The following is a 13,070-nucleotide window of genomic DNA, read 5'->3' as shown; positions in this document are numbered from 1 at the left end:
CCCCCCCCCCCCCCCCCCCCCCCCCCCCCCCCCCCCCCCCCCCCCCCCCCCCCCCCCCCCCCCCCCCCCCCCCCCCCCGCCCCCCCCCCCCCCCCCCCCCCCCCCCCCCGCAGCCTTGCCATCCCGATGAAGCAATCCGTGAACCCGCCCGCACGCAAGCGGATCCGCCTGAAGCCCGAAGTCCGGTCGCAACGGATTCTCGACGCCGCGCTGATCCAGTTCTCGCGGCATGGCTTCGCCGCGAGCCGGATCGAGGACATCGCGCGCGGCGCCGGACTGTCCAAGGCTGGTGTCTATGCGCACTTCACCGGCAAGGAGGAGATCTTCGAGGCGCTGCTGGCCCGGACACTGACCCCACCGGTGTCTACGCTCGCGCTCGTCTCGGTGCTGGAAGGTGATCTCGCGCCCGAGTCGATCCGCGAGCGCGTCGAGCAGTTCATCGACGTCTTCTATGCGCCGCTGACCGATCCGGACTTTGTCGCCATGCTGCGCCTGCTGATCGCCGAAAGCGTGCGCGCCCCGCACCTGATCGAGGCTTGGCGGCAGGACATCTTCCTGCCGTACCTGCAGCAGGAGGAGCGGGCGGCGGCGGCGCTGGAGAACGGACGGATCCCGCGCAATGCATTGACCGAGAATTTCGCCACGCTCGCCTACTCGCCGGGCGCGCATGCGATCCTCAAGCTGATGCTCGGCGAGGGCCAGGGCGAGGTCGCGGCCATGAAGCAGATGCACAGGCGCATGCTGCTGGAATGGCTGCAGATCGATCCGGCGGCGAGACCGGATGCCGCCGGAAGAGGCACCAATCCACCCGAAGGCGACGATGCGAGCGGCTGAGCAGGGGCGCGGCCCGGTCCGGAGGCGCCCCGTCCTGGTCTGGTTGGCCGCACTGTGCGTGGTCTGCGCAAGCCTGTGGGGCGCATTGCTACTGTGGTTCCAGGGGCCGGGTACGGACGGGCTGCGCATCGCGCTCGCCGCCGCGTGGTGCCTGCTCGGGCTGGGCGCGGCCGTCTGCCTGGCGGGCCGTGGACCGCGCCTGCCGGCACTGGCCTGGTTGCTGTGCCTGCTGGCGCTGGTAGGCGGATGGTCGACGCTGCGGCCCTCGCACGAACGCGACTGGGCCGACGACGTCGCACAGTTGCTGCAGGCCGAGATCGACGGCAACCGGCTCACCCTTCGCAACGTGCGCAATTTCGACTGGCACAGCGAAGACGACTACACCGTGCGCTGGGAAACCCGCGAGTACGACCTCGACCGCTTGGCCGACGCCGACCTGGTCCTGTCGTACTGGATGGGTCCGCACATCGCCCACACCCTGGTCTCGTTCGGCTTCGACGACGGCCGCCGGCTGGTGTTCTCGCTGGAGATCCGCAAGGAGCGCGGCGAGGCGTTCTCCGCCCTCGGCGGCTTCTTCCGCGAGTTCGAGAGCGTGCTGATCGCCGCCGACGAGAACGACATCGTGCGCACCCGCAGCAATGCCCGCGGCGAGGATGTCTACCTGTACCGGCTCGACGTGCCGCGCGCGGCGCTGCGGCAGCTGTTCCTCGGCTATCTCGACGAGGCCCGCCGCATCCGCGACCGGCCGCGCTTCTACAACACCCTGACCAGCAACTGCACCACCGTCGTGTTCGACCTGGCCCGACAGGTGTCGCCCGGCCTGCCGCTCGACTACCGGCTGCTGCTGTCCGGGCATTTCGCCGAATACGTCGGCGAGCGCGGCGGCCTGCTGCCCGGCTACGGCTATCCCGAACTGCAGCGCGCCGGCCGCATCAGCGAACGCGCGCGCGCCTTCGACGGCCCGCCACAGGACTTCCCGCACGCGATCCGCGCCGGCATGCCGCTCACCGCAAGGAACGCCCCGCCATGACCGCGACCCGGCGCCTGCTGGCCGCCTGCCTGCTGCTGCCGCTGCTCGCCGGCTGCGCGATCCTGCGCGAGTTCAGCCCGGCGGTGGTGATGGAGCCGATGTCGCCCGGCGAGTACATCGCCCTGCAGCGCGGCGACATCCTGACCAGCGGCAGGCTCAGCGCGCTGACCGCGCAGAGCATCCGGGTCTCGGGGCTGGACGTGGACGGTTGCGCGAGCTCGACGGGCGCCTGCGTCGACGCGATGGACAGGGCCGCCGGCGTGGCCGACGAGCGCCGGCTGTCGGCGCTGGCCGAACTGTGGCTGCAGCAGGCGATGGCGCTGGACCGCGCCGGCAGCGAGGCGGACGCGCGCCTGCGGGCCTGGATGGAAGTGGCGCGGCATGCCTACGCCTACCTGTTCTTCACCGGGCGCACGCCCGGCGAACGCGTGTTCGAGGACCGCCAGACCCAGGTCCGCGACTGGTACAACTACGCCGTGCAGGAGGCAATCGCGCTGCTGTTCGAGGAGAGCCGGCGCATCCGCGACGATGGCGCCCCACAGGCAGAGGTCTTCGAGCGCGCCGGCTGGACCTTCCGCATCGACCTCGCCGGTATCCGCATGCCGGAGGGCGTGCACATGCCGCAGGAACTGCTGCCGGCCGCATCGCTGTCGTTCCAGGGCCTGCGCAGCACCTGGCGGCGCGACGGCTTCGGCGCCGAACTGGTGGCGGTGATGGTCGACGATCCGGTCGCGGCGGCGCCGGAACCGCGGCCCGATGCCGGGGATGCGCCGCGCCGTCCACCGGGCTGGAGCGAAATGCCCTCCCCCGGCATGACCGTCCTGTTCCGCTTCGACGGCGACGGCCTGGACGCGGTGCTGGCGGCGCGCGAGGTGCTCGTGAGCGCGCACGACCCCTACGACGAGGACGACATTGTGCTGTACGGCCAGCGGCTGCCGCTGGCGGCCAACTTCACCGCCGGCTACGGTCTGTGGCTGGCGCGCTCGGGGTTCAACCGGCAGTCGCTGCGGACCCTGTTCGGGCGCGGCAACGGCATCGACCGTCCGCACCTGTACATGATGCAGCCCTACGATCCGCAGCGGCGGATCATCCTGATGCTGCACGGCCTGGCCAGCAGCCCGGAGGCCTGGGTCAACGTCGCCAACGAGATCCAGGGCGACGACGACCTGCGCCGCCATTACCAGATCTGGCAGGTCTACTACCCGACCAACGCCCCGATCGTGCTCAACCATGCCGCGATCCGGCGCCTGCTGGCGCGCACCCGCCAGCATTTCGATCCGCGGGGCGAGGCGCCGGCGTTCGAGGACATGGTGCTGGTCGGCCACAGCATGGGCGGGGTGATCGGACGGCTGATGGTGTCCAGCGCCGACGACCAGTTATGGGCATGGGCCGAGGCGGAACATGCCGACGAACTGGAACGGCTGCGGGCGCTGCGCCCGCGGATGGAGCGGGTGCTGCGGTTCGAGCCGGTGCCGGGCATCGGGCGCGCGGTGTTCATCGCCAGCCCGCACCGCGGCACTGATGTCGCCGGCGGCCGCCTCGGGCGCTGGATCTCGCGCATGGTGCGGTTGCCGTTGACGCTGCTGGAGGGATTCGGCGACGCCCTGCTCGGCGAGGTCGACGTGGAATCGGCAATCGCCCGCGGCGGCGGGACGATGCCCAACAGCATCGACAACCTGGATGCTCGCGATCCGTTCGTGCGCGCGGCGGCCGACCTGCCGATCTCGCCGCGGCTGCGCTACCACTCGATCGTCGCCAGGCTCGATCCCGACGGCCCGCTGGAGCGTTCCGGCGACGGCCTGGTGCCCTACCCCAGCGCCCACCTGCCCGGCGCGCTGTCCGAAGTCGTGATCACCTCAGGCCACAGCGTGCAGGAAACCCCGGCGGCGATCCTCGAACTGCGCCGCATCCTGCATCTGGACCTGCGGGAACACGCGGCGGCCTCGCGCGATGCCGCGCAGGACAGCCCTTGATGCCACTCCCCGCCATCGTGCAGGAGCACGTGCTCCGCGGCAACGACGCGATGACGGTCGATGCCTTCGTCAGCTTCACCCTCGCGATCCTGCTGCTGTTCGTCGGCAAGGGGCTGTCGGCGCGAATCGGCGTGCTGCGCCGCTACGGCATCCCCGAACCGGTGGTCGGCGGCGTGCTGTGCGCGGCGGTGGTCTGCGCGCTGTACTACGGCATCGGCCTGCGGGTGGATTTCGGGCTCGGCGCGCGCGACCTGCTGCTGCTGTATTTCTTTGCCGCGCTGGGCCTGAACTCCAACGTGCGCGCGCTCGCCAGCGGTGGCCGCCTGCTGGTACTGCTGGCGGTGCTGGCCTCGCTGTTCATGCTGCTGCAGAACGGGCTCGGCATGGCCATGGCCGGACTGTTCGGCATGGATCCGCGCGCGGGCCTGATGGTCGGCTCGGTCTCGCTGACCGGCGGCGTCGGCACCACCCTGGCCTGGACCCCGCACTTCACCGAAACCCTCGGCATTGCCGGTGCCAGCGAACTCGGCCTGGCCGCCAACATGATCGGCCTGGTCGCCGCCTGCGTCATCGGCGGCCCGATCGCCGGCTGGTTGATCCGCCGCCATCCGGTCATGCCCTCGGCCAGTGCCGAACTGGAGGTGGGCACCCTGTATGGCGACGATTCGCGCCAGACCCTGGACTACCACGCGCTGCTGCTGGCGCTGTTCTGGCTCAACCTGGCGCTGATGCTGGGCCAGGGCATCGGCAGCCTGATCGCCCGCGCCGGCGTGAACCTGCCGGATTTCGTCGGCTGCCTGCTGGCGGGCATCGTGCTGCGCGCGCTCGGCGACCTGTTCGCGCCCAACGGCAAGCGCATGTGGCAATACCGGCAGATGCAGCCGGGCCTGGCGCTGATCTCGGACATCTGCCTCGGCCTGTTCCTGACCATGGCGCTGATGGGCCTGCAGTTCTGGGTACTGCAGCCGATGCTGGCCTTCATCACCGTGACCATGGCCCTGCAGATCACGATGGTGGTGGTGTTCACCGTGTTCGTGGTGTTCCGCGCGATGGGACGCGATTACGAGGCGGTGGTGATGTGCTCGGCCTTCGGCGGCATCACCCTCGGCTCGACCGCCACCGCCGTGGCCAACATGAGCGCGGTCACCCGCGAGTACGGCGCCGCGCCCAGGGCCTTCCTGATCGTGCCGCTGGTGTGCGGCTTCTTCATCGACCTGGTCAACGCGCTGGTGATCGGGCTGATGGCGGGCTGAATGCCCGGACGCGGCGCTTCGATCAGACGCGGATAGCGTCGCCGCTCCGGGGCCACTTGTTCAGATGGGAGCAGGTGATGTCGCCAGACGCTTACGAAGGTTCCCTGCGACGCAATGCCGCAAACCCTACATCCCGGGATCCGAATCACAGCCCCGTCATCGAGGCAGTTCGAGTTGAACCATGTCGCTTAACTGGATGCCTGCAGAGCCGGGGCAAGATCACCGAAGGCCTGTCAGCGCATGCCTCGGCGCCCAGGAGCCGGGCCGACTCCACCGAGCAGGCGGCCGTCAGGGTGTCTATCATTGCATTTCTGAGCGGTGTTGAGGCGGTCGGTGTAGGCAGGTTGCGCGCGCCGAGGAGTCGTGATCACTGAACCGCTGGCGTCTGATCGCTTGAACGACAGGGTTGAGCTGAAAGGAGTATCAGGGTGCAGTCGATGGCCATAGTTGTGCGGCATGCAGCACGCGCAATATGGTGACCACGGACTGATCCTCCATGTAGACAACGACGTAGTTCGATCGCACAACCATCTCTCGCGTACCGGCTACCCGACCTGCCCGATACAGTTTCGGACGCTCCAGTAGTGCGTTCGCCTTGGCTTCAATATCGTCCTTCAGTCTTTGCGCTGCATCCGGGTTGTCGTCCGAGATGTAGTCGGCGATGGCCAACAAGTCGCCACGGGCCGACTCCCGCCACTCAAGAACGGGCACGGCGTTTTCTGTCGATCAGGGCCTGGGCTTCATCCATGACCTGTTGATGCGGGACGGCCGGGCGAGCGTCGGCCAAGGCTTCCTGAACCTTGTCACGGAACCATGCGTCGTGCACTTGCGGGTCGGCGACAAGACCCGCCGGCATGCCGCCTTCCTTGGTGACGCGCGTCAGCAGGATGCGCACCGCATCGGAAACCGTCAGGCCGACGTTGGCCAGGGTTTCCGTCGCTTCCGCTTTCAGTCGTTCATCGACACGAACATGCAGCATTGAAGTCCGGGCTGCCATACGAGGCGTTCCTGATGGTTTGATGCCACATTATGTATCTCAAATGAGATACGATCAAGTGGCCCGAAATGCCGGTGATCGATGCGCCTCCATTGGTCCGGATGGTCAAGCTCATCGGTGCCCGCACGGGATGAATCGAGAACGATCGACTGCCTGATCCCGTCTGCAAACCTCCTGCACTCGTTGCTGTCGCAGCCGATCACCGTGATGAAGCTGCAGCTCGCGCACTGGCCGGTCGATGACGACGCTCCGGCCAAGCCGTTGCCCGTACTGACCAACGCCTCGACGCATGACCACGCCGGGTTCGAGCTTTACTACCTGCCGCTGGACATCTGCCCGGTGGAAGACACCTACATGGGCATCCTCGAGCTGGTCGAAACCATCGACACGCCGCCGCTGCACCGGATGCTCTGGCGGATCTTCCGCGAGCGGGAGGTCGTTGCCCGTTTCTGGACGATGCCGGCATCCGCGCGCCACCACCACGCCTTCCCCGGAGGCTTGGCGATCCACAGCCTCGAGTGGACCACCCAGAGTTTCATAGACACTCATCGGCCGCTTTGCGCGTAGCGCCTTTCGAACTCTACCGGTGAGACGTCGCCGGCGGAACCATGGCGACGCACCGGGTTGTAGAACATCTCGATGTAGTCGAACACGTCCGAGGTTGCGGCGGCCCGGGTCGGGTAGATCCGCCGCTTGATCCGCTCCTTCTTCAGGACGCTGAAGAAGCTCTCGGCGACCGCGTTGTCGTGGCAGTTGCCGCGACGGCTCATGCTCGGAACCATCCGATGCGCCTTCAGGAACGACTGCCAGTCGCTGCTGGTGAACTGGCTGCCCTGGTCGGAGTGCACCATGACGCCCGGACCTGGCTTGCGTCGCCACGCTGCTGCCACGAGGGCCTGCAGCACCAGGTCGCTGGTCATTGTCGACGCCGTGGCCCAACCCACGATCTGCCGCGAGTACAGGTCCATCACCGCCGCCAGGTACAGCCAGCCCTCATAGGTGCGGATGTAGGTGATGTCGGTGACCCAGACCTTGTTCGGCGCGTCAGGAGCGAAGTCGCGGTTCAGCACATTGTCGACCACGCCGACCGGGCCGCCGCGATGGCGGGGCTTGCTTCCGTAGCGGACCTGCGCCCGCAAACCCTCGGCCTTCATGAGCCGCTGCACGCGGTGGCGACTGCAGGTCTCGCCCGCTTCGCGCAGGTCGAGCGTGATCTTGCGGTGGCCATACACGCCACCGCTGGCCAGCCAGAAGTGCTTGATCAGCCCCAGCAGCCGCTGATCCTCGCGCTCACGCAGGCTGGCCGACTGCCGAACCCAGGCGTAGTAGCCGCTGCGGTGCACGCCCAGCACCCGGCACATCGCGACCAGTCGGAACTCGCCGATGTGCGCACGCATGAACGCGTACTTCGCCCTTACCCCTTGGCAAAGTACGCGGCGGCTTTTTTTAGAATGTCGCGCTCCTCGGTCACGCGCCGGAGCTCGGCCTTGAGGCGGCGTATCTCCGCCGAGTCGGTCCCCACCAACGCAGAGCCTGCGGCTGCCTTCCCGGCCTTCTTCGCCTTCTGCACCCAGTCGTACAGCGTGTGCTTGGGGATCCCGATGCGCGCGGCCACATCCACCACCGTGAAGCCCCGCTCGAGCACCTGCTTCACCGCCTCGGCCCTGAACTCATCCGTGTATCGCTTGCTGCTCATGAACACCTCTGCTGTAGCCATGAATTATGGCCTTCGGGTGTCTACAAAAGGCTGGGCGGTCCACTCGGCTGTGATGCCCATCAGTCAAAATCCGTCTTGACCCCAAGGTGCCTGCCGTTCTCCTTGGCTGCCCTTACGGTGGTCTCGCTGAACCCTCGTGCGTCTTCCGCTTCGATATCGATCCGGATGCGAACGTTGGTACGCGGATCTGCACGCGGTGCTGGTTTACCACCATTACCTGACGCACTGTCGCGCAAGTATGCCAGCGCAAGCCAGAGCTTGGCATGGCAGTTCGTCTTCCCTTCGCGCGTCGTACGGACCTGCCCTCAGACCGGCCGACGCCTTCGCTGGCACGCTTCCGAATCCGGCGTGCAGATGGCCTTCAAGGCAGCGTTAGCCGAAGCCCAGATTGCCAAGCACGCATCAGTGCATACGCTGCGACATTCCTTTACCACGCACCTGCTTGCCGCCGGCACCGATATTCGGACGATCCAACTGCTGTTAGGTCACCGCAACCTGAAGACCACAATGATTTACACCCACGTTGAGCAGGCGGTTCGCAAGACAGTCAGCCCACTGGATCGACTCAACATGAACTAGGCAACTGGGGCGGGCATCCCTCGATGTCCGCTTTGGGTCGATTGCGGACACCACGCGCAGCCTCAGCAATCGGCCCAAGGCCGCCCTCTCTGGCTCAATCCGTCCCCACAGGTTTCACTTCTGCTCCACATCGATCATTGAAGCAGAGTGGATCACGCGACATACGCATCCGTGGTCGTGATCGCCGCATAGCCGAACGCCAGTGCGGCCATCGCGGTGGCATGAACGTGGGCCGCGGGTATCCCCGTTCCGCCAAATTCGAGATCCATCGTGGCGCAGGCATCGTGCACGACGGTGACGGCGTAGCCGAAGTCGGCCGCGGCGCGGGAGGTCGCTTCCACGCACATGTGGCTCATCGCGCCGATCACCACCAGCTCCTCGACACCCTGTTCGTCCAGCATCGGCTTCAGGCCGGTGTCGCGGAACGAGTTGGGGTAGTTCTTGAGGACGACAGGCTCGCCTTCGACGGGCGCCACGGCGGGGATGATCTGCACCCCGTCGGTCCCCGGCACGAAAGCCGGCGCGTAGGACGTGGCGAACTCATGCCGGACATGGATGAGCAGATCGCCATTGGCGCGAGCCGCGGCGATGATGCGGGCGGCGTTGGCCAGGGCGGATTCCATGCCGACCAGCGGCAGTTTGCCGGTGGACAGGTATTCGTTCTGAAGATCTACGACGACGATTGCGCGCTTGCTCATGGGATTTCCTCTTTCTTAGAAGGTGTAGGACTCGCCGTCCGCGGGAACCAGCACGCGCTCGGGGTCCATGCCCGTTTCCTTGATGTGGTCGTGCAGGTCCTGGCGCGTCTGCATGGCGTGGTTGACGGCTTCCATGTGGCTGCCGATCACCTTGGCCTGGGGCGCTGCCTGGTAGGCCCGGTAGAGATCGTCCTTGCCCATGATGATGGAGCCGTCCAGGCCTTGGATGCGCGCATAGCCGGTGTTGAGGACGATCACGTCCGGCTGGTACTGCTGGATCGAATCCTCGACCCGGGCGTTCCAGATCGTGTCTCCGGCCAGGTACACCGTCTCGTGGCCCGGGCGCCGGAACACGACGCCCATCACTTGCCCGAGAGCTTCTCCGGCAACGGCCATGGTCTGGTCATCGCCATGCTGTCCACCGGTGATGCTCAGCTGCGTACCGTTGAAGACGGTGTCGCGGGTCAACACGCGCACGTCGGTGAAGCCCTTTATCCGCCGCTTCCGCGAGGCGACCGGCAGCACGGTCGTGAAATGGCTGGCGTCGGAGCGGCTGGCGCGCGCGCAGCAGTTGCTTGAAACCACCGATCTGCCGATCGAGCAGATCGCGACTGAGGCCGGCTTCGGCACAGGGCTGTCGCTGCGGCAGCATTTCGCTGCGCAACTGGGGACACTGCCTTCCGCCTATCGACGGAACTTCTGCGGCGACGACAGCCGTCGTCTGTAGTTACAGGTTGTCGGGCGCACGTAGTTCACTGCACCTGGTCCGCTATCGGCCAAAAGCCGTCGTTCACAGACAAACGACTTTGTCTTTCGACTCCCACTACTTTGCTCGACTTGGAGAATGCGGTTTAAGTAGCTCAGTAGTCTTGCTTCGATGCCTTCTTCGCATGCCAAGTTCTTATTTTTCCCTCATCAAGCCGCAGCCCGACAAGGACCGATCTAACGCCAATCGAAGGCGCGTACTCACGTGAAGATCGATACTTCCAAAGCGTTATCGTGGAGACAAGTCGTTTATTCTCGCCGGACAGTGTCGCAGCGAGCCAATCGGGCGAAGCCCACAAAACTTCACCATCATCGTGATGGCGGGCTCCACGGTGGTCATCGGGATCGGGTTTCCAACTGCCCCAGACCTGGCTCCTCAGCGCCAGACTGCCATCAGCGGCATGCCAATCACCGCTGCCCGGCCGGTTTGCCAACCTCAGGTTCTGCGTGAGGTCGATTCCGAGACGCGGTCTGCCGGCCGCTCCCTGCGCCGCCATTTCATCACCCACGTCGATGCCGAGACTGTGGGTCTCGGGCGCCCACACCAATGGAGCGAAAATGCTCTTCTGTCGGCGACGACGGTCGTAAAATCCCTCGTCCCAGAACTCCGGCAGCCAAAGGTCATGACCGGGCTGCTTGGCGAATGCCATGCAGCGGCCAATCGCGCCCTTCCGTTCCGTCAGCGCCGACGTGATCCTGACGCGCACACCATCGGGCGATGACCAGCGCCCGTAGAGCAGGACTAGTGCGTCGGCGTCGGTGTCCACGAGTCCCAGCTTCCGCAGCACCATGTGTTGGTCCTGCAGTGTCTCCTGCTGGCCTGTTCTCTTGCCCAGCAGATTCTCCTTCGCCTGCCCGGGCACAGGATCTTTCCGATCCGACAACCACGAGCCGTCATCGAACGTCACGTCGTAGCGGTTGCGCCATTCCAGCCAGGGTGAGCCGTCGCCGACCTCGTAACTCCGAACGACCACCGGCCGCGTCTTTGAAAGACTGGTGGCTGCGCCCAGCAGTGCATGTCTTTGGACATGCTCGCGGTAGGTCTCATATCGATCGCCTCGATCCCAGTCGTAACGCTGCCGGCCGGGAAAATCATCCAGCGAGGTAGCGTCCGGCCATCGCTGCGTGATTTCGGCCGCCATTGCGTCTACCACCGTTGCCTTACCGACATTCATGAGCCGAGCGAGGGCGCTGATCTCACTCTTGGCAAACTCGTAGTCGAAGCGGAAGTTCGACGTCGCCTTCGCGCCTCCCGAGTAGACATCGCTGGTCACAATGCCGCATGGCGGCTGGTCGATCTGGTCGAGCAACGCCTCCAGATCCTTGTCGCGGACACCGTCGTTACCGATGTTCCTCAGACACCTGGCAATGTGGACTTTGTCGATGATGTGGAGGTCGTTTCGTTGGGCCAGCGCCAGCAGCGGTCGCCGGAGGCCAGGCATGGTCCGTCCATGGCGCAGGGCGACCCGCGCCAGACCCATCAGCAGCCACTGCCGGGAATTCTGGAACGGAAGCCCCCGATCCGACGATGCTAGGGCCGCGATTTCTCTTTGGTCGAAGCGATCGAGCAACAGGCCGAGTTCGTCGTTGAGGCCCAATTCGAAAAGCGTGTTCAAGCCCCTGGCGACCGTCCAGCGGAGATAACCATCATCGTCACCGAGAAGGTGCCAAATGACGTCAGCGAGGAACGCCGCCTCGTCGTCCCCTACGGCTTGCTCTGGGCGGAACGCCCCCTCCCCGATCTCGTCTGCGATGCGCGACGCCGGCCCGGACAGCAACAACTCCAGCGCATCTAGGCCGGCCTGGCCCGACGTGACGTCACACAGAGCAGTGGCCAACTGCAGCCACTCATCACCGTCGAGTTCCACCTCCTCCGCCGCCACCTTGCGAAGCACGAGTCGCAACACGAAGCGCTTGTCATTGCACAGTTCCGACAGTCGATGGATGCCTCGGACGATGTCTGAGAACTGACCTTCGAACAGTTCGACGATCTTGGACTCGAACAGCCGTTCAACCAACGCCTTTGCATTGGAAACGAGGTGCTTGGAGGATCCGCTCCAGGCGGCTAGACACTCGGAGAGTATGTCCAATGACTGGGTGAGGCTCAGCTCGGCCGCGTCGCAAACTGCAAACAGAAACGCCAACCGCTTGGGATATGGGCACGAGACACGCAATCCGGCGATGAAGCGCTGGCGTGCGTGATAGGAAAGCCGGCTATCCGTTTGGATGGTCGTCAGCGCTTTGTCGATCGAATGCGCCGATGACGGATCGCAGTTCGAGACCAGCGCCGCGATGAGTCCGTCGATCTCTTCTTTACTTGGCTTCGGAGTCTGATCGGAGGGGAAGTCCGGCTGCAACCTATCGCGACTATTGAACTCATCCTGCGAGCGTTGCGCTTCTACCCTGAGTTGCTCGATCGCCTTGCGAACATCGGTGGTAAGTGCGTTTGGGAACTGATTCCCCGCCTCTAGGAAGCCTTCCCAGAGTGAGGTCCAGCCACCGAACGGGTACCGGGCACGCAGCTTTTCGATGATCGCCAGAAATATCCGCCTCTGATCAGCGGGTTCAGACAGTCTCAGCAGATCGGCAACCCCGTCACCTGAACGCCAGTCCCACCAGCCATGGTCTTCACAGATCGTCAGGATGAAGGCAGCGCGACGCGGATCGAGATCTCCGTTCTTGGCCAGAAAGCAGGCAAGCTGCGGCAATCCGTAAGACAGGTCCGCGACGTCCTGGTCGTGCCAACGCACGATCTTGGCGATCGCCTGAAAGCCTATGGAATTGGCGGCGGCGCGCGCGAACAGCGTCCAGCCGAACTTGCTTGGCTCATTCCGCACGATGGTCTGGCAAAGGTTCATCAACCGATGCGACAGCGCCGGCTTCAGGAATCCGCCCTGCTGCACACTTGCGAAACGAAGCAGCGAATAGATCTGCTCGTAGCTCTCTCCGCCCAACTGGTCCAGCTGGGCCAGACCTTGCCGATAGTATTCACAGGCCTCGTCAATGCTCATGGAAACGAGGGAAGCCGCGAGACCGGCGTATGCACCGCCCCGCTGCTCGATGTCGTCGTCTTGACCGATCTGCTCGGCGATGTGCTGGGCAAACTGACCCGTGATCTCATGGAGGTCCGATCGCTGGGCAAGCTGGTGTAAGGCGACACCCTAATTTGCCTCTAAGGCGACACCCAGATTTACGCACCTCCGGGTCGACCCCGTAGCCTCGAC

At 65.3% G+C, this 13,070-nt stretch carries 13 protein-coding genes; 7 read left to right on the top strand and 6 right to left on the bottom strand.

Annotated elements, in window-relative coordinates; genetic code table 11:
• The first annotated feature begins 138 nt into the window (after positions 1-138).
• Genes Q0863_RS18255 through gltS form a run of 4 tightly spaced genes read left to right on the top strand, consistent with a single transcriptional unit; the run spans position 139 to position 5,090 of the window.
• Positions 139-834: a TetR/AcrR family transcriptional regulator gene (locus tag Q0863_RS18255; protein WP_298581726.1), complete on the top strand. Its 696-nt coding sequence runs from the start codon at positions 139-141 to the stop codon at positions 832-834.
• Complete coding sequence (locus tag Q0863_RS18250) at positions 821-1,864, top strand: DUF4105 domain-containing protein (RefSeq protein ID WP_099476203.1); 1,044 nt, start codon at positions 821-823, stop codon at positions 1,862-1,864. The genes Q0863_RS18255 and Q0863_RS18250 overlap by 14 nt, the downstream gene beginning before the upstream one ends.
• Positions 1,861-3,837 (top strand): alpha/beta fold hydrolase, encoded by a 1,977-nt coding sequence (locus tag Q0863_RS18245; protein ID WP_099476202.1) that lies wholly within the window; start codon positions 1,861-1,863, stop codon positions 3,835-3,837. The genes Q0863_RS18250 and Q0863_RS18245 overlap by 4 nt, the downstream gene beginning before the upstream one ends.
• Entirely contained in the window at positions 3,837-5,090 is a 1,254-nt protein-coding gene (gltS, locus tag Q0863_RS18240; protein WP_241898734.1) for a sodium/glutamate symporter, read from the top strand. The genes Q0863_RS18245 and gltS overlap by 1 nt, the downstream gene beginning before the upstream one ends.
• Before the next feature lie 423 nt (positions 5,091-5,513).
• Here the strand turns inward: gltS and Q0863_RS18235 are convergent, their stop codons facing one another.
• The gene (locus Q0863_RS18235) at positions 5,514-5,801 is read right to left on the bottom strand and encodes a type II toxin-antitoxin system RelE/ParE family toxin (RefSeq protein ID WP_099476201.1); all 288 of its coding nucleotides are present in this window, start codon (positions 5,799-5,801) and stop codon (positions 5,514-5,516) included.
• Positions 5,788-6,087, bottom strand: a complete 300-nt coding sequence (locus tag Q0863_RS18230) for a type II toxin-antitoxin system RelB/DinJ family antitoxin (RefSeq protein WP_099476200.1) — start codon at positions 6,085-6,087, stop codon at positions 5,788-5,790. Before Q0863_RS18230 ends, Q0863_RS18235 begins: the two co-directional genes overlap by 14 nt.
• 207 nt (positions 6,088-6,294) lie before the next feature.
• Here Q0863_RS18230 and Q0863_RS18225 point away from each other — a divergent pair, with 207 nt between their 5' ends.
• Positions 6,295-6,654, top strand: coding sequence for a TraI domain-containing protein (locus Q0863_RS18225; RefSeq protein ID WP_298581717.1), 360 nt, complete (start codon positions 6,295-6,297; stop codon positions 6,652-6,654).
• On the opposite strand, the gene Q0863_RS18220 is transcribed toward Q0863_RS18225, so the two are convergent.
• Positions 6,633-7,783, bottom strand: a protein-coding gene (locus tag Q0863_RS18220) for an IS3 family transposase (protein WP_298581715.1) whose coding sequence is annotated in 2 segments (ribosomal slippage) — positions 6,633-7,537 and positions 7,537-7,783 — 1,152 coding nt in all. Because the reading frame shifts where the segments join, the coding sequence is not laid out codon by codon here. The two genes, Q0863_RS18225 and Q0863_RS18220, sit on opposite strands and share 22 nt — an antisense overlap.
• 186 nt (positions 7,784-7,969) lie before the next feature.
• On the opposite strand from Q0863_RS18220, the gene Q0863_RS18215 reads away from it, so the two are divergent.
• Complete coding sequence (locus tag Q0863_RS18215) at positions 7,970-8,383, top strand: tyrosine-type recombinase/integrase (RefSeq protein WP_080376610.1); 414 nt, start codon at positions 7,970-7,972, stop codon at positions 8,381-8,383.
• Positions 8,384-8,535: 152 nt separating this feature from the next.
• Here the strand turns inward: Q0863_RS18215 and Q0863_RS18210 are convergent, their stop codons facing one another.
• On the bottom strand, positions 8,536-9,081 hold the full coding sequence (locus Q0863_RS18210) for a cysteine hydrolase family protein (RefSeq protein WP_298581711.1): 546 nt from the start codon (positions 9,079-9,081) through the stop codon (positions 8,536-8,538).
• A gap of 15 nt (positions 9,082-9,096) precedes the next feature.
• Positions 9,097-9,549 (bottom strand): hypothetical protein, encoded by a 453-nt coding sequence (locus tag Q0863_RS18205; RefSeq protein ID WP_298581709.1) that lies wholly within the window; start codon positions 9,547-9,549, stop codon positions 9,097-9,099.
• Here Q0863_RS18205 and Q0863_RS18200 point away from each other — a divergent pair.
• Positions 9,536-9,808 carry a helix-turn-helix domain-containing protein gene (locus Q0863_RS18200; RefSeq protein WP_298581728.1) on the top strand — a complete coding sequence of 91 codons (273 nt, stop codon included), beginning with the start codon at positions 9,536-9,538 and terminating at the stop codon, positions 9,806-9,808. The genes Q0863_RS18205 and Q0863_RS18200 overlap by 14 nt on opposite strands.
• Before the next feature lie 133 nt (positions 9,809-9,941).
• On the opposite strand, the gene Q0863_RS18195 is transcribed toward Q0863_RS18200, so the two are convergent.
• Positions 9,942-12,857: a hypothetical protein gene (locus Q0863_RS18195; protein WP_298581707.1), complete on the bottom strand. Its 2,916-nt coding sequence runs from the start codon at positions 12,855-12,857 to the stop codon at positions 9,942-9,944.
• Between the last annotated feature and the right edge of the window lie 213 nt (positions 12,858-13,070).

This window comes from uncultured Luteimonas sp. (genome assembly GCF_947492465.1).
Lineage (GTDB): Bacteria > Pseudomonadota > Gammaproteobacteria > Xanthomonadales > Xanthomonadaceae > Luteimonas.
Note: the sequence above shows the minus strand (reverse complement) of the source record. Positions and strands in the feature narration are given on the sequence as shown.

Excerpts from the sequence above, each read along its gene's own strand:
- Q0863_RS18250 (WP_099476203.1), top strand. The coding sequence starts at position 821 with ATGCGAGCGGCTGAGCAGGGGCGCGGCCCGGTCCGGAGGCGCCCCGTC.
- Q0863_RS18215 (WP_080376610.1), top strand. The coding sequence starts at position 7,970 with ATGCGAACGTTGGTACGCGGATCTGCACGCGGTGCTGGTTTACCACCA.
- Q0863_RS18245 (WP_099476202.1), top strand. The coding sequence starts at position 1,861 with ATGACCGCGACCCGGCGCCTGCTGGCCGCCTGCCTGCTGCTGCCGCTG.
- Q0863_RS18230 (WP_099476200.1), bottom strand. The coding sequence starts at position 6,087 with ATGGCAGCCCGGACTTCAATGCTGCATGTTCGTGTCGATGAACGACTG.
- Q0863_RS18210 (WP_298581711.1), bottom strand. The coding sequence starts at position 9,081 with ATGAGCAAGCGCGCAATCGTCGTCGTAGATCTTCAGAACGAATACCTG.
- gltS (WP_241898734.1), top strand. The coding sequence starts at position 3,837 with ATGCCACTCCCCGCCATCGTGCAGGAGCACGTGCTCCGCGGCAACGAC.
- Q0863_RS18225 (WP_298581717.1), top strand. The coding sequence starts at position 6,295 with ATGAAGCTGCAGCTCGCGCACTGGCCGGTCGATGACGACGCTCCGGCC.
- Q0863_RS18195 (WP_298581707.1), bottom strand. The coding sequence starts at position 12,857 with ATGAGCATTGACGAGGCCTGTGAATACTATCGGCAAGGTCTGGCCCAG.